At 26.0% G+C, this 21,625-nt stretch carries 19 protein-coding genes; all 19 read left to right on the forward strand.

The window, feature by feature from the left end; translation table 11 throughout:
* Positions 1-115 precede the first annotated feature (115 nt).
* The 19 genes from plsY to Q1J48_RS07200 all read left to right on the forward strand — a co-directional run bounded on the left by plsY (position 116) and on the right by Q1J48_RS07200 (position 21,528).
* Positions 116-721: a glycerol-3-phosphate 1-O-acyltransferase PlsY gene (gene plsY, locus Q1J48_RS07110; protein ID WP_300330966.1), complete on the forward strand. Its 606-nt coding sequence runs from the start codon at positions 116-118 to the stop codon at positions 719-721.
* Between the two features lie 41 nt (positions 722-762).
* Positions 763-1,761 (forward strand): NAD(P)H-dependent glycerol-3-phosphate dehydrogenase, encoded by a 999-nt coding sequence (locus Q1J48_RS07115; protein ID WP_300345214.1) that lies wholly within the window; start codon positions 763-765, stop codon positions 1,759-1,761.
* Between the two features lie 15 nt (positions 1,762-1,776).
* Entirely contained in the window at positions 1,777-2,601 is an 825-nt protein-coding gene (locus tag Q1J48_RS07120) for a sigma-70 family RNA polymerase sigma factor (RefSeq protein WP_300362257.1), read from the forward strand.
* Between the two features lie 15 nt (positions 2,602-2,616).
* The gene (gene dnaN / locus Q1J48_RS07125) at positions 2,617-3,735 is read left to right on the forward strand and encodes a DNA polymerase III subunit beta (protein ID WP_300330960.1); all 1,119 of its coding nucleotides are present in this window, start codon (positions 2,617-2,619) and stop codon (positions 3,733-3,735) included.
* Between the two features lie 128 nt (positions 3,736-3,863).
* Positions 3,864-4,415 (forward strand): DUF116 domain-containing protein, encoded by a 552-nt coding sequence (locus Q1J48_RS07130; RefSeq protein WP_300330957.1) that lies wholly within the window; start codon positions 3,864-3,866, stop codon positions 4,413-4,415.
* 5 nt (positions 4,416-4,420) lie between these two features.
* Positions 4,421-7,426: a tetratricopeptide repeat protein gene (locus Q1J48_RS07135; protein WP_300362259.1), complete on the forward strand. Its 3,006-nt coding sequence runs from the start codon at positions 4,421-4,423 to the stop codon at positions 7,424-7,426.
* Positions 7,427-7,444: 18 nt separating this feature from the next.
* The gene (locus Q1J48_RS07140) at positions 7,445-7,798 is read left to right on the forward strand and encodes a hypothetical protein (protein WP_300330952.1); all 354 of its coding nucleotides are present in this window, start codon (positions 7,445-7,447) and stop codon (positions 7,796-7,798) included.
* Between the two features lie 21 nt (positions 7,799-7,819).
* Positions 7,820-8,431, forward strand: coding sequence for a MotA/TolQ/ExbB proton channel family protein (locus Q1J48_RS07145; RefSeq protein WP_300330949.1), 612 nt, complete (start codon positions 7,820-7,822; stop codon positions 8,429-8,431).
* A gap of 2 nt (positions 8,432-8,433) precedes the next feature.
* On the forward strand, positions 8,434-8,871 hold the full coding sequence (locus Q1J48_RS07150) for an ExbD/TolR family protein (RefSeq protein ID WP_300330946.1): 438 nt from the start codon (positions 8,434-8,436) through the stop codon (positions 8,869-8,871).
* Between the two features lie 12 nt (positions 8,872-8,883).
* Positions 8,884-9,765, forward strand: coding sequence for an energy transducer TonB (locus Q1J48_RS07155; RefSeq protein WP_300330941.1), 882 nt, complete (start codon positions 8,884-8,886; stop codon positions 9,763-9,765).
* A 24-nt stretch (positions 9,766-9,789) separates the two neighbouring features.
* On the forward strand, positions 9,790-11,181 hold the full coding sequence (locus Q1J48_RS07160) for a sigma-54-dependent transcriptional regulator (protein WP_300330938.1): 1,392 nt from the start codon (positions 9,790-9,792) through the stop codon (positions 11,179-11,181).
* Positions 11,182-11,203: 22 nt separating this feature from the next.
* The gene (dnaX, locus tag Q1J48_RS07165; RefSeq protein WP_300362261.1) at positions 11,204-12,637 is read left to right on the forward strand and encodes a DNA polymerase III subunit gamma/tau; all 1,434 of its coding nucleotides are present in this window, start codon (positions 11,204-11,206) and stop codon (positions 12,635-12,637) included.
* A gap of 6 nt (positions 12,638-12,643) precedes the next feature.
* Complete coding sequence (locus Q1J48_RS07170) at positions 12,644-13,501, forward strand: hypothetical protein (RefSeq protein WP_300362264.1); 858 nt, start codon at positions 12,644-12,646, stop codon at positions 13,499-13,501.
* The gene (rplI, locus tag Q1J48_RS07175; RefSeq protein ID WP_300330929.1) at positions 13,501-13,947 is read left to right on the forward strand and encodes a 50S ribosomal protein L9; all 447 of its coding nucleotides are present in this window, start codon (positions 13,501-13,503) and stop codon (positions 13,945-13,947) included. The genes Q1J48_RS07170 and rplI overlap by 1 nt, the downstream gene beginning before the upstream one ends.
* Before the next feature lie 2 nt (positions 13,948-13,949).
* Entirely contained in the window at positions 13,950-15,290 is a 1,341-nt protein-coding gene (dnaB, locus tag Q1J48_RS07180) for a replicative DNA helicase (RefSeq protein ID WP_300362266.1), read from the forward strand.
* A gap of 25 nt (positions 15,291-15,315) precedes the next feature.
* The gene (locus Q1J48_RS07185) at positions 15,316-16,545 is read left to right on the forward strand and encodes a peptidase U32 family protein (RefSeq protein WP_300362269.1); all 1,230 of its coding nucleotides are present in this window, start codon (positions 15,316-15,318) and stop codon (positions 16,543-16,545) included.
* Between the two features lie 491 nt (positions 16,546-17,036).
* The gene (locus Q1J48_RS07190; RefSeq protein WP_300362272.1) at positions 17,037-18,446 is read left to right on the forward strand and encodes a toxin-antitoxin system YwqK family antitoxin; all 1,410 of its coding nucleotides are present in this window, start codon (positions 17,037-17,039) and stop codon (positions 18,444-18,446) included.
* A gap of 8 nt (positions 18,447-18,454) precedes the next feature.
* On the forward strand, positions 18,455-19,969 hold the full coding sequence (locus tag Q1J48_RS07195; RefSeq protein WP_300362274.1) for a hypothetical protein: 1,515 nt from the start codon (positions 18,455-18,457) through the stop codon (positions 19,967-19,969).
* An 11-nt stretch (positions 19,970-19,980) separates the two neighbouring features.
* Entirely contained in the window at positions 19,981-21,528 is a 1,548-nt protein-coding gene (locus Q1J48_RS07200) for a hypothetical protein (RefSeq protein WP_300362277.1), read from the forward strand.
* Positions 21,529-21,625 lie beyond the last annotated feature (97 nt).

Consider the following 21,625-nt stretch of genomic DNA (forward strand, 5'->3'; position numbering starts at 1 on the left):
AGTATAAAAATAAAGATAATAATAACTTATGTAATAAAATTTATACATTAATCATTTAAAAAAAGATTTAAATATGTTATAATAGAAAAAATAAAATAAAAAGGAGAAAGATATGATGAAATATATACTATTATCATTTCTTGCATATTTTGCTGGTTCAATTCCAAGTGGTGTATGGATAGGAAAGACTTTTAAAGGTATAGATATAAGAACAGTAGGAAGTAAAAATTCGGGAGCGACTAATGCTTATAGAAATTTAGGAGCAGTTTACGGGATTATGACCTTGGTAATAGATGCTTTAAAAGGATACTTACCACTTTTGATAGCTAGTAAAATGGAAGTTTCTAGCCAATATATAGTTGTTATTGGATTAATAGCAATTCTTGGTCACTCTTTTTCTTGCTTTTTAGGTTTTAAAGGTGGAAAAGGTGTAGCGACAAGTCTTGGAGTATTTTTGTTCTTAGCTCCAAAAGCGATAGGAATTGCAACTTTAGGATTTTTAATAGTTGTACTTGCAACGAGATATGTTTCACTCTCATCTATAACAGCAGCGATTATTTTGCCAGTGATGGTACTTATATTCCCAGCAAAAGATGGAGTAGATAAATTAACACTATCAATTCTAAGTGTTTTAATAGGATTGTTTGTAATATATAAACATAAAACAAATATTTCAAGATTATTAAATGGAACAGAATCAAAGATAGTATTCAAAAAATAAAATAGGAGGGAGATGACTTTTTGAAGTTGTCTAATGATTTTATGGAAAAAATAGTAGTAATAGGATCAGGAAGTTGGGGAACAGCATTAGCTTTAACTTTGGCAAGAAAAAATTCCTATGAAGTTGTTATGTGGGAATACAATAAAGAGTTAGCAGAAAAATTAGAAAAAACAAGAGAGAATGAACTTTTACCAGGAATTAAATTTCCAGATAATTTACATATAACAAATGAAAAAGAAAATTTGTTAAAAGATGCTAAGGTTGTAATTTTCTCAATTCCTTCTCAAGTATTAAGAGGAGTAGTTGCACAATTTTCAAATCAATTAAGAAGTGATTTACTTATAGTAAATACTGGAAAAGGGCTTGAAATAGCAACAGGAATGAGATTATCTGAAGTGATCAAAGATGAGATTTTTGGAAAATATCATAATAATATAGTTGTACTTTCAGGGCCAACTCATGCCGAGGAAGTAGCTTTGGAATTACCTACTACAATAGTTGCAGCTGGAAAATATGAAAATGCAAAAAAAATTCAAGAAGTATTTAACTCAAAAACTTTCAGAGTTTATGTAAACGAAGATATGGTTGGAGTAGAACTTGGAGGAGCAGTAAAAAACTGTTTAGCTTTAGGTGCAGGGATTGCAGATGGTATGGGATTTGGAGATAATACAAAGGCAGCTCTTATAACTCGTGGAATTAAAGAGATGATAAGATTTGGTGAAAAGTGTGGAGCTAATCCAGAAACTTTTAATGGACTTGCAGGGATAGGTGACTTAATAGTTACTTGTGCAAGTAAACATAGTAGAAATAGATATGTTGGTGAAAAATTAGGAAAAGGTGAAAAATTAGCTGATATTTTAGATGGAATGAAAATGGTAGCTGAGGGAGTTCCAACAGTGAAAGCTGTTTATAAAAAAGCAAAAGAATTAGAAGTTCCAATGCCAATAACAGAAGCGATCTATAAAATAGTATATGAAGATAAAAAAGCTACTGAGATGGTAGAGGAATTAATGACACGTGAATTAAAAGAAGAATTTTAGTTTGGGGTGATACTAATGGAAGAGAAGGATCTAGTAGCTATTTATCTAAATGATATAAAAAAGTATAAGATTTTATCAAAAGAGGAAGAGGAAGCTTTACTTTTAAAGGTAAAAGAGGGAGATGCAGAAGCAAAAAATAAAGTTATTGTTTCTAATCTTCGTCTTGTTGTTAGTGTGGCAAAAAATTATCTAAATAAAAAAATGTCTTTTATAGATTTGATTAGCGAGGGAAACTTTGGGCTTATCCATGCTGTTGAAAAATATGATATTTCAAAAGGATATAGATTTTCAACTTATGCAGTTTGGTGGATAAAGCAATCCATTACAAAAGCTCTTATAAATAAAGGAAGAGAAATAAGAATACCATCTTATAAATATGATATTTATAATAAAATTAATAAATTTGTTTTAGATGAAATGTTAAAAACAGGTGAGTATCCAACTAATGAAGAGGTTGCAAAAAGATTAAATATAAAATTGAAACTTGTTGAGGAAGCCAATGTGGATTTTCAGGAGATTATGTCTTTGAATGAGGAGATTGGAGAAAACATCTGTCTTGAAGATACTTTGATTATCCAAGATGATACAGATATAGAAAGAGATTTTATAAATAAGATGGGTAGAGAAAAAGTAAAAAAAATGGTAAATGAATTGACATCAAGGGAGAGAGAGATACTTAAAAGAAGATATGGACTTGATGGATATGATATTCACACTCTTGAAGAAATAGGGGAGACTTTTAGTATTACCAGGGAAAGAGTGAGACAATTAGAGAAAAAAACTTTAGAAAAATTAAGAAAAAAATATAGGAAAGATCTATACAATAATCTTTTTATGTAGAAATTGGGAGGAAGAATGTTTGTAAAGATAAATAGGTTAGAATTTTTAAAAAAGTTAAGAATAGTTGAGAAAGCTATTTCAGAAAATAAAGTTAAGCCAATAATAAGTTGTGTATACTTAAAGGCTAGTGAGAATAAATTAACTTTTTATGGAACTAACTTAGAGATAACTATGATTTCAACATCAGGAGCTACAGTATTAGAAGAAGGGGTTGTAGCATTTCAACCACAATTAATAGATGAATATGTTAAAGAGTTATCAGAAAGTGAATTATCATTAAAAGTGCAAGGAAATGGTCTTGTAATAGAGACTGAAGATTCTTCAACAGAATTTTCTATTATGAATGCAGAGGAATATCCTAAGATGGATTATTCATATAATGAGGCTGAAGAGTGGTTTAATATAGAAGGTGAAAGACTTCTAAAAGCCTTTGAAAAAGTAAAATATTCAGCAGCAACTGGAAATGAAAATTTGGCAATGAATTGTATAAGAATTGAGGCAAGTGATAAAGTAGCAAGATTTATCACAACAGATACTTATCGTATGACTTATTTAGAAGAAAAAATAGATAGTGAATGTGAATTAGAAATAAGTATCCCATTAAATTCAGTTGAAGCTATTACAAAACTTTTAAAAGTAGAAAATATGAATAATATTAAGTTATTATATAATAAAAACTATATCTATTTTATAAGTGATGAAACAGAAATTATTTGTAGAATAATAGAATTAGTATTTCCGAACTATAAAGGAATATTACAAGGAGCAACTTATAATAAAAAATTTATAATAAAAAATGAAGAGTTTTCAAAAATTTTAAAAAGAGTTCAGATATTTGTTAAAAATAATGCTGATGCAAAGAATGGAGCTCTGTTAGAATTTTCAGATAAAAGACTTTTAATAAGTGGAGTTAGTAGTGTTGCTAAAGTAGCAGAAGATTTTCCTATTGATTATGAGGGAGAACCATTAAGAATATCTTTAAATGTAAAATTCTTACTTGATTTCATTCAAAACTTAGATAATGAGAAAAATATAATCATAGAATTAAAAGAGGCGAACAGTTCTGTAAAAATAACAGAAGAGGGAAATGGTGAATATATATACACGGTTATGCCACTTGCTTTAAAAGACTAGATATAAAAAAACAAAGGAGAGAATAAAAACTCTCCTTTTTTGGTAAAAAAAATGAACAACAAATTGAAATAGAAATGAAAGTGTGATATAATTTATTGTATAAAAAAAGTTCTACCTGGGGTAAATTTATGTTCAAATTTTTTAAAAATATTATGACTAAATTTGTTTATAATTATTACTTTATATGTTATTTTTTTAAAGAAAAATTATTAAATGATCAAAAAGCTTTTAATGAATATTCTTATAAATTAGTAAAATACAATAACAAAAAAGTTTTAAATAGACTTAAAGGGAAAATACCAAAAAGAATCTCCATTTTATTACCACATTGTATTCAAGATTATGATTGTGTTTTTAAAATAACATCAAATATAGAAAATTGTAAAAGATGTGGAAAATGTAGAATTGGAGATATTTTAGAGTTGAAAGAAAAGTATAATATATCTGTGAAGGTTGCCACTGGAGGAACTTTAGCAAGGATGTATTTAAAAGAAGAAAAGCCAGATTTTATAATAGCAGTAGCTTGTAAAAGAGATTTGGTGTCTGGGATTTTTGATATGTATCCAATGAATGTATATGGAGTTTTTAATATAATAAAAAATTCTCCTTGTGTGAATACAGATGTGGATATTAAAGAGATTGAAAAGATTTTAAATCTTATATTAAATAAAGGAGAGTGAAACATTTGAAAAGAAATACAAAATTATTAATATTTTCTTTATTTATAAGTAGTTTGACTTATGGTGGAATGAAAGATGATATAACTTTTCTTAATGAATTGTACAGACAAGAAAGATATGAAATGGCTATACAAGAATCTAAAAAATTCTTAACTATTTACCCAGATTCAAAATATAATAAAGATTTATGTAAGAGAATAGGAGTAATAAGCTATCTTAATGGAAATTATGGAGATGCAAAAATTTATTTTGATAAATATATAACAAATTATAAATTAAAAAAATCAGAAAAAGATGAGGCGTATTCATATTTTTATAGGATAAGTCTTTTAGAAAAAGATAGTACAAAAGCTAGTTATTATAAAAAGATACTCCAACAAAATAAAGAAATGAATGAGATGACTGATTATGAAAGTGGAATAATACTTTTGAACAATGGGAGAAATGAGGAAGCTTTAAGTCATTTCAATGAAGCTATTTCACTTAATGGAAAAAATTTAAAAAATAGTTATCTTTATCAATCACTTGTTCTTTTAAATTTAGGACAGTATAAAAATGCTTTAAATTCTGTTAATATTTATAATAATATGGAAGGGCAGGATAAAGATTTACCACTAGTAACTTATCTTTATGGAGTTTTAAATTACAGATTAAATGATATAAATAAAGCTATTGATTATTTAGAAACAGGACTTAAAAATTTTCCAACAGATTCATATAGTTTAAAGGGAAGACTGGTTCTTATAGAGATATATTTAAATAGAAGCGAAGCTCCAAAGGCTATTAGATTGTACTCTCAACTAACTAATAAGAATGATATAGTCAAAGCCTCAAAAGTTTTTGGGAACTTTTTTGTGACTAAGGGAGAATATACAAGAGCTATTGATTATTTTGATAAGATACAGAATAAGGATCAACAGACACAATATGTTTATGCTTATTCATATTTTAAAGAAAATAATTTTGAAAGAGCATTGACAGAACTTAGTAAAATAAATGATGAAAAATTTATAAAAGATGCAAATTATTATAAAATACTGTCATATTATGAATTGAAAAATTATGTAAAAGCTTTAGAGTTTGAATCTAAATTAGAAAATTATACGATGGATAGTAAAAAATATAATGATGTCAGAATAGTGTTTGCTAATTCAGCTTATGAACTTGGATATTATAAAAAAGCCTATGACTACTATACTGAGATTTATAAAGATTATCCTGAGATAGAAAATCTTTATAGAATGATGGTTATAGGAAAAAAACTAGATGATGAAAAAATTATGGAGGAAATTTTAGCTAAGTATAAGGAAAGTTTCCCTCAAGATAAGGTTTATAAAAAAGATATATATGTACTTTTAGGGGAGTTTTATTATAAAAATAATAAACTTTTAAAAGCTGAAAATACATATAAGGAATTTTTGAAAACAGATAAAAATACAGAAGTGACTAATAAATTAGTTGATCTTCTAGTCAATGAGAAAAAATATACAGAGGTAATAGAATATTTAAATACCCTAGAACCAAATGATGAAAACCAATATTTAAAAGGTATTGCTTATATGGGAATAGGAAATTATAAAAAAGCTGATGAATTTTTCGATGGACTTAATAAAAAAGAAAATGTAGAAGTTAATTTAAGCGAAAAAATTAAATATTCAACAATTAAAAATAATTTCTTATGGGAAAAATATGATTCTGTAATTTCTCAAGGAAAAGAGTATATAAAAAATAAAAAAGCTTATAGAGAAGATGATATTGTAGATATTTTAGGAATAACTTATTATAGACAGGAGGATTTTAAAACAGCAAGAGAATATTTTGAAATTCTTCAAGGATATAAAGGAAGATATTCTTACTCAAAATATCAAATAGCTGATACATATTTTGCTGAAAAAGACTATAAAAATGCTTTATCTTTATATGAAGAGATAGGAAAAAATAAAAATTATCAAAAGGATTATAGAGAGGGGGCAAACTATTGGAAACTACAATGTTATTTGTATTTAAATAACAGAGAGAACTTTTTAAAAGAGAGTGAGGAGTTTGCAAAAGTTTATCCAAAATCATCTTATATAAAAAATCTTATGATAATAAGAGGAAAGATCTTAGTTGAAGATGGAAAATTGGATGTAGCTTTAGAGGAATATAAAAAATTATATTCAAAATTAAAAACTAATGAAGAAAAAGATTTAACATTGGAAAAAATTATAGATATTTCTCTTATGACTGATGAGAAAAAAGAGGTAAAAACTTGGATAGATAAACTAAATGATAAATATAAAAAAGCTTATTATAGTTCAATCTATTATAGAAATAATGATATGTTAGAAGAGGCTAGAAAATCAGAAAAAATATTATTAGAAACAAATACATACAAAGATTATGCTCTTAAAAACTTAGCAGATGATGAGTATTCAAATAAAAACTATAAAGAGGCTTTAAAATATTATCAAGAACTGGATAAATTAGATGTTAGTTCATATAAAGATTATGCTTTGTTTATGATAGGAGATATATATTCTAGAGATAATAAAAATGAGGATGCAGTTGTTATTTTAACAAAAGTTTTTGTTTTATATCCTCAAAGTGATTATGTAATTCCTTCAAAGATAAAGATAGCTGAGATTTTTGAAAAAACAAAAGATTATGACAAAGCTATAAAGGCATATAAAGAGATTGATGAAAATCCAAAAGCTAGTGGTTACCACGAATTTATAATTGAAAAATTATTATATATTAGCTTACAACAAGATAAGAAATCAGAAGTTTTAAAATATTATGATGTTTTGAATTCTATTAGTCCAAATGTAGCTTCAAAATATAAGGAGATAGTAGATCAAATAAAAAATGTTGAGGCAGAAAAAGAAGCTCAAAAACAAGCTGAATTAAATGAAAAATCAAAAGAAAAAAGTTCTGAAACAAAAGTAAATAATGAGAGCACTCAAGTTAAAGGACTTAAAAAAACAGAAGAAAATAAATCAATAGAAACATCTAATGAAATAAAAAACTAAAATTAATTGGAGGAAAAAATGAAAAAGACAGTTTTATTATTAATGCTAGCAATGAGTTTAGGAATTTATTCTGCTGAAACAAAAACTCCAGAGAATAATGTTACAATAGGTAAAGAGGTAACAGGAGTAAATAAAGATACCTTAGAAGTAAGAGATATAAAAGAAGAAAATGTAGTTTTAGATCAAGAAAAAGTAGATGCCACTAGACTTAATGTATCTAATAAAAAATTAAAAGAGGAAAAAGAGGCAAATTTACTTAGAGAAGATGAAAAACTAAGAAAAGAATTATCAGGGGAAGTTGAAAAAGAATCATCTCCTTGGAAAATTATATTAGGAGTATTAGCAGTAATAGGAATAGCAGTAGCTTTATAATTTAATTGGGAGGAAAAAAATATGTACTGGATTGAAAAAGGTGGAGTTTTAATGTACTTTATAGCAGTTATGTCTATATTAGGGACTACTGTTATTATAGAAAGAATGATTTACTTCTTTTTATCAGAGAGAAATAAATTTGATGATATAAGAGATGGATTTCAAAAATGTTTAGAAAATAAAGATGTAGATGGAGCTATCAAATTTTTAGAAAATTCAAAATCAGCTAGTGGTAGAGTTATTGAAGAAGTTATTTCTCTTTGGGCTGAAACAAAAACAACAAATCTTACTACATTAGAAGAAAAAGCTAGAGAATCAGCTTTATCTGAAATTACTCGTTTAGAGAAAAATATGTGGATATTATCAATGGTTGCTCACGTAACTCCTCTTATTGGACTTTTAGGAACAGTAACAGGAATGATCAAAGCTTTCCAAGCAGTTGCTATCCACGGAACAGGAGATGCAGCAGTATTAGCTGAAGGAATATCAGAGGCATTATTTACAACAGCAGGAGGATTATTTGTAGCTATACCAGCTATGATAATTTATAATTATTATAATAAAAAAATAGATAATATTATAAATGATATGGAAAAAGCAAGTACAGAAGTGATCAATTACTTTAGGAGATAGTTATGAAGATAGAAAGATATAAAAGAAGAAATAATCAGAATATTATTCTTGAAATGACACCTCTTATTGATATTGTCTTCCTTCTATTAATATTTTTCTTGGTAGCAACAACTTTTGAAGATATTGATACAGGAATAAAAATAGATTTACCACAATCAACAATAAGAGAGGTAAAAACTGTTAAAGAGGTTCAACTTAGTTTAACAAATTCAAAAGAAATATTTATAAAATATCAAGAAGGAAAAGAAAATAAAAAAGTTCCTGTAAAAAAAGTTAATTTAAAAAGAGAACTTGCTAAAGTATTGTCAGAATCTGATAATAAAGCTGTGGTAATAAGTGGAGATAAAACTCTTGATTATGGTTATATAGTTGAGATAATGACACTTTCAAAAGAAGCAGGAGCAGAGCAACTAGATATAGATACAGTATTTCAAAAATAGGAGTTGAAGAAAATGGGAATTAAAAAAAATGATTTGATTTCGTTTATTATAGCTTCAGCTCTTAACATAGCCCTTATAATATTGTTGCCCAATTTAAAAACAGAAGATGTAGGGAATAAAAAATTAAAAGTTGGATTGGTAGCTTTAGAAAAAGAAAAAACTTATTCTAAAGAAAATAATAAAACTCTTCCAGCTAAGAAAAAAGCAGAGAAGAAAGAAACTTTGAATACAACAACAGATAAAGTGGTAGAAAAAAAAGTAGAAGTTAAAAAAGAAAAAAATCTAGATTTAATAGAACTTTCAAAATCTATAAAAGCACCATCTTTTGAAGTTATGACAGTATCCAAGGAAAAAGCTTTAAAGAAAAATAGCCAACTAGAAGACGCAGCAATGTCTTATAAGAAAGAGCTTAAGTATGAAAGAGAAGATAAACCAGGATTAGAAAAAGAAAAATCAGTTTTTAGTGATTCTAAAATAATAGATAAAATAATGTCGGATAAGGAAGATGAGAATTTAACTATAAATTCTGATCAATCACTTTCTTTTGAAAATATAAAAGTTGATAAAGGAAGAGTAGAAGGACTTCCTAGTGGTTACAAATTAGGACTAGAAGATGGAGATATAATTGCTAGATGGGATTCTTCAAATAAAGAGCCTGTTTATCCAGAAAAAGCAGAACTTAAAGGATTACAAGGAACTGTAAAAGTTCAGCTTGATGTAAATGAAAGAGGAGAAGTTTTAAGCCTTACAATAATTAAAGGAAGTGGAGTTCCAGAGATTAATAAAGCCATTGAAAATATAGGGCGTACTTGGAAAATATATTTAAGTAAACATGGCTTGAGAATAAAAGGAAAAGTAATATTAGATTATTCTTTTAAATTAAAGGGTGTTTAGGAAAGAAAGTAGAAGGAGAGTTAGATGAATATATTAGGATTTAGGATAGACAGCAATCTTAGAGAAAAATTAGAAAATAATATTGATAATGAAATTAAAGTTGTTGAAAATGTAACAGACTTTATAGAAGCTTTAAAAGAAAGAAGATATGAGTGTGTTTTAGTAGAAGAGATGCAACTTCCAGTTGAGACTTTAATCAATATCATAAAAAAAATAGAGGAATTTCAGAAAAAAGCTGTTATAATAGTTTTAGGACAAAGTTCTAATTTAAAAGTTGTAGCAGGAAGTATAAAAGCAGGAGCTTATGACTATATCTTAAAACCAATGGAAAATGAAGAGATAGTTAAAATTATTGAAAAATCTGTAAAAGATCACAAACTTATGGCAGAAAGAGTAGATAAAAATAAAAATACTGGTGAAAGATTAATAGGACAAACTAAAGAGATAGTTGAAGTATATAAAAAAATTGGAAAGGTTGCTATAAGTAGAGTTCCAGTTTTAATAGTTGGAGAAAAAGGAACTGGAAAAAAATCAGTAGCTACTTCAATTCATCAATTTAGTGATTCAGCTAAAAAGCCATTTATCAGTATTAACTGTACTTCATTCCAAAACTCTTTATTAGAGAGAAGATTATTTGGATATGAAAAAGGAGCTTTTGAAGGAGCTATCTTTTCTCAAGCGGGAGATTTAGAAAAAGCAAATGGTGGAACTTTACATTTAGGTAACATAGAGTTTTTAAATCTAGATATTCAATCTAAAATACTTTACCTTTTACAAGAAAAAGAATTTTTTAGAATGGGTGGAGCAGACCCTATAAAAACAGATATTAGAATAATAGCAACAACAAGTGCAAACTTAGAAGAGGCTATTGCCAATGGAACTTTTATAGAGGAACTTTATCATAAATTAAAAGTTTTAGAGATAACTATACCACCTTTAAGAGAAAGAAAAGATGATATTCCTTTTATTATTGATAAATATTTATCAGAATGTAATTCAGAATTAAATAAAGCTGTTAAAGGGGTTAGTAAGCCTGCAATTAAAAAGATAATGAGATATGATTGGCCAGGAAACGTAACAGAATTAAAAAATGCTATAAAATCTGCAGTAGCTTTATGTAGAGGAAGTTCAATTCTTGTGGAGGATTTACCAAATAATGTTTTAGGAAATAGACCAATTAAAAGAAAAGGCGACATACAAGATTGGATATTAGCTGACTGGATTGAAGGAGAAATTTCTGCTTTTCAAGCCACTGGAAAAGGTGCTTATTATGCCAATGTAATTTCCAAAGTAGAGAAAGAACTTATAAGACAAGTTTTAGAAATTACAAGTGGAAAGAGAGTAGAAACTGCTGAAATATTAGGAATAACTAGAAATACTTTAAGAACAAAAATGGGTAATTATGAATTAGAATAATTATTCAATGGGAGAAAAAATTATGCATATGACACTATATAGAAAATATAGACCTAAAACTTTTGAAGAGGTAGCTGGAGAATCAGATATAATAAAAACTTTAAAAAATTCTTTAGATAATAATAAACTAGCTCACGCTTATCTTTTTAATGGTCCAAGAGGAGTAGGAAAAACTACATCAGCAAGACTTATAGCAAAGGGTGTAAACTGTTTAAAAAATGGAATAAGTAGCACTCCTTGTAATGAGTGTGAAGCTTGTAAAGAGATAGATAGAGGAAATTTTATTGATCTTATTGAGATAGATGCTGCTTCTAATAGAGGAATAGATGAGATAAGAGAATTAAAAGATAAAATAAATTACAGACCTTCAAAGGGAAGAAAAAAAATATATATTATAGATGAGGTTCATATGCTAACAAAAGAGGCTTTCAATGCTCTTTTAAAAACTTTGGAAGAGCCACCTGAGCACGTAATTTTTATTTTAGCAACGACTGAACCGGATAAGATTTTACCAACTATAATATCAAGATGCCAAAGATATGATTTTAAAACTTTAAGCTACCAAGAGATAAAAAATAAACTTTCGGATATTTGTGAAAAAGAAAATATAAAAATAGATGATGGAAGTTTAGAGGTTATCTATGAGGCTTCTGGTGGAAGTATGAGAGATGCTATCTCTATTTTAGAGAGGGTAGCAGTATCAAATTTAGGACAAGAAATAACTGAGGAAGATGCAAGTAAAACAATAGGAATTACTTCAAAAAATCTTTTACAGAATTTTTATGATATAATAAAGGGTAACTCTTTACAAAAAGGGGTAGAATTTTTAGAAAATCTTTGGATAGAGTCTGTCGATATAGAAAAGTTTTTTAAAGATTTTGCTAAATTTATAAAAGATGAAACTTATAAGGGAAATATTGAGATAGAAAAAGGACTAAAAATAATTGGTGATACCTTTGATAGTCTAAATAAATTTAAATATGAAGAGGATAAAAGATTACTTGGATATGTTGTATTAAATAATATTTTAAATAATCAAATAAAATTAAAAGAAGAGGTTATTTATAAAGAGGTTGTAGTCGAAAATAAAAATACTGAACAGGAAAATAAAGTAATTGCTAAAGAACCATCAATAACAATTGAAGATGTAAAAGGAAAATGGAATGAGATATTAAAATTAGCTAAGAATGAAAAGCCTACATATAGAGCATTTTTATCTGATGCCTTCCCTTTGAAAATAGATGGAGAGAATCTTTATATAGGATTTAGAGAAAATGAATTTTCAAAGGAACAGATGGAAACAGACTACTATAATATACCATTCCAAGAAATAGTACAAAAAGTTACTAATACAAAATTAAAATTACATTATTTATTTAAGAAAGATAGAAATATAGTAGAAAAGAAAAAAGAAAATATGACACAGGATATAGTTGCATATTTTTCAGGGGAGTAGGAGTTAATGATAATAAAAGATAAAAGTGTTATTAATATTGCTGGGATAATAAGAACAGTTATAACATCTTTTTTAATATTTAATATAGCTATGTTATTTCCTTTAACAAGTTTTGTATTTCCAATTTATAAAATAAGAGCTAATAGTAAATTTGATAAAAGAGAGATTTTAATAATAAATATAATTCTATTTTTACTTATTGGATTTATTAGTAAATTAACCCTTATGTTTTATGTATCATTGTTTTTAGTTTTTGAAATGTTTTATTATTTCTTTGAAAATTTAAAAATAAAGATAAAAACTTTTGATAGAATTATAATTACAGCTTTAGTTTCAACTGTCCTTTTGCTATTTTTCTTAAGATATGCTGGAAGTACTTTGGACTTATTAAAAACTAAAATAAATGATATATATGTAAATCAGTATGGAATAAGTGAAAGAGATGTAAATATAATATTTGCTTATATGAAAAAATATGAGGTATTTTTATTATATATTTATACAGGAATAATGGGATATTTTACTTATTTTTCTTTAAAAAAAGATAGATATAAAAATTGGAAAATATCATACCAATGGATTATACTATATATAGTAGCATTTTTTATAAGTAGGTATGCACATTTTGGAAAGGGTATGTCACTTAATGTGATAGCTATGATAAAGGTGACGTATGCTATGTATGGAGTAAAACTAATACATAAACTAATTAATAGCAAACTAAATAATGTTGCTCTAAGTCAGATAGGTGCACTTCTTTTGGGATTTTATTTTTCAGGATTTGCATTTGTTATAGGAGCATTAGAGTGCTTTGATTTTATAAAAATACATGTGATAAAACTTAACAATGGAGGAAGAAAATAATGGCAAAAATACAAGTTATTTTAACACAAGATGTAGCAGGACAAGGAAGAAAAGGAGATTTAATATCTGTTTCTGATGGTTATGCAAAAAACTTTATATTAAAAAATAATAAAGGGATAATAGCTACTGCTGAAGAATTAAAAAGAATAGAAAATCAAAAGAAAAAAGATGAAAAAAGAAATGAAGAGGAAAAAAATAAAGCTATTCTTTTAAAAGAAAGATTAGAAAAAGAGAAATTAGTTATTGAAGTAAAAGTTGGAGAAAATGGAAAATTATTTGGAGCTATAACAAACAAAGAAGTTTCTGCTGAATTAGAAAAAAAATTCGCAGTTAAAATTGACAGAAAAAAAATAGAATGTAGCATAAAAGCATTAGGAGAACATAAAGCTGTATTAAAGTTACACCCAGAAGTTAAAGCTGAGATAACTGTAGTTACAAAAGGGTAGAAATGGACGAAAAGATAGAAAAGTTTAAAACCGTACCAAGCAGTATGGAAGCAGAAAAATCTGTACTGGGAGGAATATTCTTAAAGCCAGATTCTTTTGGAGAGGTTATAGGAATTATTGGTAGAGATGATTTTTATAAGGTAGCTCATAGATATGTTTTTGAAGCTATGAGTCAATGTTATAGTAGTCAAGAAAGTATAGATCCAATTTTAATAATAGATAAATTAAAAAAAATGGGAAAATATGAAGAGATTGGTGGAGATGCACTTTTAATGGATATAATAAAAGGTGTACCCACAGCAGCCAATTTATTATTTTATGCCAAAATAATAAAAGAAAAAGCTCTTCTTAGAAGTTTAGGTGAGGCTGGAACTAAAATTGTAGAGATGGCCTATGATGGCTATGATGATGCTGATGTTATTTTAGATAAAGCAGAGGGGCTTATATTTAAAATTGCAGAGAATAAAGATTCAAAAGATATTATAAATATAAGAGAGGCTATAACTGAAGAGCTAAAAAGATTGGAAGTTATAGTAAGAAATAAGGGAGCAACAACAGGGATTTCATCTGGATTTACTGTCTTTGATGAAAAAACAAGTGGTTTCCATCCTTCTGATTTAATAATATTAGCAGCTAGACCTTCAATGGGAAAAACAGCTTTTGCTTTAAATATAGCTCTCACAATGGCAGCGAGAGAGGAAAAAGGAGTCTTATTATTTAGTTTAGAGATGTCAAGTGCTCAACTATTACAAAGACTTTTAGCTATTCAATCAGGAATAGGATTACAGAAAATAAGAAACGGTTTTTTAACTGATGATGAGTGGGGAAAAATAGGTATTGCCTGTGGACAATTATCTGAGGCGAAAATTCATATAGCAGATACCCCAAGTGTAAATGTTTTAGAAATAAGATCAATAGCTAGAAAATTAAAAGCTATGGGAAGACTTGATGCAATAATAATAGACTATTTACAACTTATAAAAGGGACTGGAAGAGGGGATAACAGACAGCAAGAAATCTCTGATATTTCAAGAGCATTAAAAGGAATAGCGAGAGAACTTGATGTACCAATCATAGCTTTATCACAGCTTTCCAGAGCTCCAGAACAAAGAGCAGATAGAAGACCAATGCTTTCAGACTTAAGAGAGTCAGGAGCAATAGAACAAGATGCCGATATGGTAGTGTTCTTGTATCGTGATGATTATTATAATGAAAATACGGATGAAAAGGGTATTACAGAAGTAATAATAGGTAAACAAAGAAATGGACCGGTAGGAACAGTTAAACTTAGATTCTTCCACGAGATCACTAAGTTTGGAGATTATACTACTAAGATAGATTAAGTTTTAATAGATAGAAGGAGATATAATGAAAAAAGTAGAATTATTAGCTCCAGCAGGAAATATAGAAAAAATGGAAATGGCTTTCCACTATGGTGCTGATGCAGTATTTTTAGGAGGAAAGGCTTTCAATTTAAGAGCTGGAAGTAACAATTTTTCTGATGAAGAATTAATAAAAACAGTAAATTATGCTCATAGTTTAGGGAAAAAAGTTTATGTAACTTTAAACGTAATTCCTCATAATGAAGAGTTAGAAGACTTACCTGAGTATGTAAAATTTTTAGAAGAGATAAAAGTAGACGGAGTTATTGTTGCTGATCTTGGAGTATTCCAAATAGTAAAACAAAACTCAAATCTTTCAATCAGTGTAAGTACACAAGCAAGTAATACGAACTGGGTATCAGTAAAAGCTTGGAGAGATATGGGAGCAAGAAGAGTAGTTCTTGCAAGAGAGATCTCTTTAGAAAATATAAAAGAGATAAAAGCAAAAGTTCCAGATATTGAAATAGAGGTATTTATTCACGGAGCTATGTGTATGTCTATCTCTGGAAGATGTCTTCTAAGTAACTATATGACAGGAAGAGATGCTAATCGTGGAGATTGTGCTCAATCTTGTAGATGGAGATACTCTTTAATGGAAGAAAAAAGACCTGGAGAATATATGCCAGTATTTGAAGATGAACATGGAACATTTATTTTCAGTTCTAAAGATCTATGTACAATAAGAATGATAGATGAAATATTAGCTGCTGGTGTAGATTCATTAAAAATTGAAGGAAGAATGAAAGGTATATATTATGTTGCCAATGTTGTAAAAACATATAGAGAAGCAATAGATAAATATTATGCTGGAAATTATTCTTTTGAAGAAAAATGGATAAAAGAGCTTGAGTCAACATCTCATAGATTATATACAGAGGGATTCTATCACGGAAGACCTGGAGCAGAAGCTCAAAACTATAATGATAGGAATTCATATAGCCAAACTCACCAACTTGTAGCAAAGGTTATAGAAAAAATTGGAGATAATCAATATGTTCTTGCTATAAGAAATAGACTTGAAAGTGGTGAAGAGTTAGAAGTAGTAACTCCTAAGTATGATCCAAGAAAAATAGTTTTACCAAAAATGACATTGATAGGAAAAAATGGACATGAAGAGGAAACTACTGTGGCAAATCCAAATTCTGTTGTAAGAATAACTCTTGATGCGGATATGGAAGTTTTAGATATGATTAGAAGATATAAAGAGGAAGCATAGTATTTAATTAATAAAAAATAAAGAGTTAGAAAGTTGCTAGAAATAGTAGTTTTCTAGCTCTTTTTATTTTGAAAAAATAAAAATATTAGAAGATATTAAAAAATTATATTATTTAATAAAAAATATAAATAAAAAATTAGTAAATTAATTATTTAAAAGTTAATAAAAATTAATTTTAATAAGGAAGTAGGAGTATTCTAGATTAGAAATATAAAACTAGAATAAAAAAATTATAATCTGTTTTTTATAATAAATCTAATATAATTTTGATAATTATAAACTTTTTTAGATTATTATAAAAATATAGATTCAAGTATAAGAAATAGTTAAACTAAATAAAATTTCATAGAGGTTATTAAAAATAAAAGTGTAAATTAATAGAAGTAAGTATAGTAAATGGGAAGATATTTTATATAAAAAACACTTGAAAAATAAAAATAAAAGTAATATAATACGAAAAATAATAATATATTAAGATAAAAGGAGAGTTTATGAAAGAAAAGTATGGAGTTAAAAAATTAATATTGTTTAATCAAATGTTAATAATATTGGTGGTTTTTGGAGAAAGAATATTTTTTAAATATTATGAATATGAAGAAGTTCTTTATGAGTCAGATATAAATAGTTTTTTAAAATTTCTTTTTAATCCAGTGATGTATTTTACTTGGATAATGTTTTTAATTGTAGTAATTTTATGTATTTTATATATAACTTGGTTAAAAGTTGAAATTAATTTAGAGGAAAAATCTATTAATATAAAAATATTTAAAAATATCTCTTATTATGATATTGAGAAGATAAAAATAAAAGAAAATAATAAAAAAAGAGAAATAGTTATATTTGAAAAAAATGGAAAGAAATATGAAATTTTTTCAAGACTTTTATCAAAAGAAGAAGAATTAATAGAAAGCCTAAAAAGAGAATTTAAAGAAAAAGTAGAGATTAGTCAAGAAAAGATAAGTTTAAATGGAAAGAGAATTATGTTTTTTATTATTTTGGGGATATTTTTATTTTTTGGTATTAAGGCTATAATAAAGATGGATGATGAGTATCAAAAAAATTATAAAGATAGAATAGGATATTTTGGACAAGGAATAGAGGTTACTGTAAAAGAAACTGAAGATGGAAGAGTTGAAACTCCACAAAGATATGGGGAAATACATGGAATAGTAAAATATTATAATAAGGATAATAAACTTGTAAAAACTGAAAAAATAAAAAAATATGAACTTTATGAAACAAAAGAATATGATGAATCAGGTAATCTTATTAGTGAAATTAACTATGAAACAGGTGAAAGAAAATATTATTCAAATAATAAACTTATAAAATTAATAGAAAAAAATAAAAATGAGATGATAGAAAAAAATTATTACGAATCAGGTAATCTTAAAGATGAAATGATAAATAACGGTAGGGCGGATAATTTTAGAGTTTATTCTCCAGATGGAAAATTGATAAAAGAAGTTAAAGGGGATCGTTTATCAGAAACTATTCAAAAGAAATTATATTCTAATGGTAATATTTTTTATGAAGAGATAGAGGATGTAAAAAATAAAAAATTAGAAAGAGCAGTATATCATTCAAATAAAAAACTTTTTATAAAATTATATTCAAAAAAAGAAAATAAAATAAGAACTTATTTTGCAGATGTTTATGATGAAGATGGAAAATTAGTAATCAAAGAAACTTTAAAAAAGGATGAAGATAAAGTAGTGCAAGAGATTTTGGATGAAACAGGAAAAGTTAAAGCAAGAAATAAAGTTTCAGATTTATATAATGATTCTTTTTGTTTTAAAGGAAATATTTTCTTGATAGATCAAAATGGTATGTACTATGAAAATGAAGAGAAAGTAAAAGAAGAAGAGGAAAAATTAAAAGAAACTTTAAGAAAATTCTAGGAGGGAAAATGAGAAAAAAAATAGGAATTATTTTTTTAGGAATTTCAATTTTAGCTTTTTCTAAGCCAGAGATAGTCTATGATGAAGAGACTAAAAAACCTCTTAATGGATATATAGAATACACGGATAAAGAAACTAATAAAAAGGTTATAGAAGAAGATTATAGAGAGGGAATAATAACAGAAAAAAGAGAGTATTATAACAGTGGAGTTATTAAAAGTATTTCTAAGTATGATGAGGGGGAAATTTATTTAGAAAAGAATTTTTTTGAAGATGGAAAACTTTCATTAAAAAAAATATATAAAGATGGTGTAGCAAGAACAACATTGGATTTAGATAGTGATGGTATAAAAGTTGAAGTTTCAGAGGATTACAGAGTTCAAAAACAAACAAATGAGAAAGGATTTGTTAGAGTTTTTTATAAAGAAAATGATATTTTTGAGGAACCATCTAAAGATATACTAGAAAAAACTTGGGATAAAGAGGTTGAGGAAGAAGAAAAAGAGACTGGTACTGTAAATTATAAAAGAGAATATAGATATGGAATTTTAGAGAAAGAAAGTTATTCTGAAGTAGGTAATGGATTTAGTAAAGAGGTAAATAAAAAATTAGAGGATAATATATTATCAGTAAATGAAGAAACAAAAAAACTTGAAAAAGACTTTTCACTACCAAGAATAGAGGAGAGAGAAGTAAAATATTTTCCTAATGGTAATAAAAAATATGAAAAAATTTCAAAAAAAGGAAATGATAATAAACTTTATGAAGAAGAGAGAGTTTATGATGAAAGTGAAAAAATTCTAACAGAGAAAAAATATGTAAATAATGATTTAAAAGATTCTTTTCAAGACAAAGATTATAAAAAGTATAAAGAAGAAAAAGAGAATAAAAATTATAAAATAAAATATTCTAATGGAAAAATAGCTTATGAAAAAGAAAGTCTAAAAAATGGAATAGAAAAAGAGAGATATTTTACTAAAAAAGGAGTTTTAACTTTTGAAAGTGAATCTTATCCAGAAATTTATAAAATAACTGTTAAAAAAATGGCTGATGAAAGCAGAGAGGAGTCTGTTGTAAGAAAACTTAAAAATTTAAAAAAATATTTAGAAGATGGAAAACTTTTCTATGAGGAAAGATTTGAAGATAATAATGAGAGTATAAAATTTTTTAAGACAAGTTATTATAAAAATGGAAAAATAAATTTTAGAGAGGCAGAAACTATAATAAAATCTTCAAGAAAAAGAAGTTATAAAATAGAAAAATATTCAGAAGATGGAAAGCTTATAAGAAGTATCTACCACGATGATAAAGAGATTAATAAAAAATTTTATGATAAGAATCAAAAATTAAAGTATGAAAAGGTTTTAAAAGAGGAAAAAGAAAAGACAGTAGATAATAGTATATACTATTATGAAAATGGAAAAATTAGAAAAGAAAATGAGGCTATCTCAACTTATACAAGTGATAAATTTACTACACGGATTTATAATATCAATGGGGAACTAGAAAAAGAATACAATTAATAGGAGAATAAATGGAAAAACTACTGAAAAATGTTTTTGATTTTATAAAAAATAATAAGTTAAGAGTATCAATAGCAACAGCTTTTTTGACTTTTATATATTTATTTGTAAATAGACAATTAATAGAATTTATGTATAGTAATTTTGGAAGAAATTTAGTAGTAATATTAAATACAGTTTTTAATATGTTTATAATTTCTTCTATTTATTTTATACTATTTAAAATAAATAGGGAAGAAAATTCTAAAATCCCAGAAAGAAAAGGAGAAAAAGTAAAGAAATTTTTAATTTTATTTCTAATCTTGATAGGTTTTGAATATTTGAATATCTTTGTTGAAAGTATAAGAAAATTTTATGATATGTTTTTTTATGTTAAAGTAGGATATTATCAAATAAGATTAATAGAAAAGTTTAAATTAATGATGTTTACATACTTATACATTTTTGGTCTAATTATTTATGTAGTAGGAAAGACATTGTGTTTAGTTTCTATATTTACAATTTTAGGAGATAAGGGAGAGAGCAAAATTTCCATAGTTAATATATTCAAACATTTTTCAAAAACAGTATCTAAAAGAGTTCTTATTTTTATAAGTTTAATATATTTGTATGTAACTAATATTTTAAAACAGAGAGGGTTTTTATTCTTTGAAAATCAAATGGACGACGGGATATTTGTAAACTCTAATTTATTCCCTCTAGAAAGTCCAATGAGATTTCCCTATTTAATAGGAGCTTTTGGTGCAATTATAATTTTAATTTTAATAAAAACTATATTAGATAGAGATGAAATCCTATCTACAACTAAAGCATTAAGAGGTAAGAATTTAAAGTATTATTTTATAAATATGTTTTCTACAATTGTTGTACCAGGGATATTTTTTCTTTTATTATACAAAGTTTTTAATTACTTTGTTTATGAAATAGATAATCAAGGTAATTTCTTAATTTCTATTTTAAGTAGAATATTTATGGGAGCAGTGGTATTATTCCTTTTTTTAATTCAGGAATTTATAACTTATAAAATTAGTTTTAAAGATTTAGGAAAAGATATAAAGATTTCTTTTGAAAAATTTTTAAAAGCAATGAATTTTACTCTGAAACTTACTTTAGTACTTTTGACATTCCTTAGTAGAAGATATGTAATAAGAATAATTGTTTTATCTATAATATTAAAAATAATTGTTTTATTCACAAATGAGGGTAATCTTAGTATTTTATTAACAATTGGATATTTAACTATAGGTTTTATAATATATGTATTTTATATTTTATTTTCAATAGAAAGTATATCTGTACTAATGAGAAATGAAAATATAAGTTTTGAATTTATAGAAAGATTTTTTGATTTAAAGGTTAGAACTATATTGTTAATTATACCATCTTATTTTCTTCTTTCAATAGGATATACACAAACCATTTTAAGAGCTAATACTTATATATTTTCTTTTTTATTTTTAACAATGAGATATTATATTAATTTAAGTTTGTGTGATTATTATTTAAGAGAGGGTAAAAATGATGAAATGAGAAAAGAAAGGAAAAAAGATAAAAAATAAAAAATAGGAGATGCCGATGGAAAAAAATAAAAAATTTAAATTAATTATTCTTAGTTTAATTATTTTAAGTATCGCAATAGAATTTGTTCCATATATT

The sequence above is a fragment of the Fusobacterium sp. genome (assembly GCF_029258315.1).
GTDB lineage: Bacteria > Fusobacteriota > Fusobacteriia > Fusobacteriales > Fusobacteriaceae > Fusobacterium_B.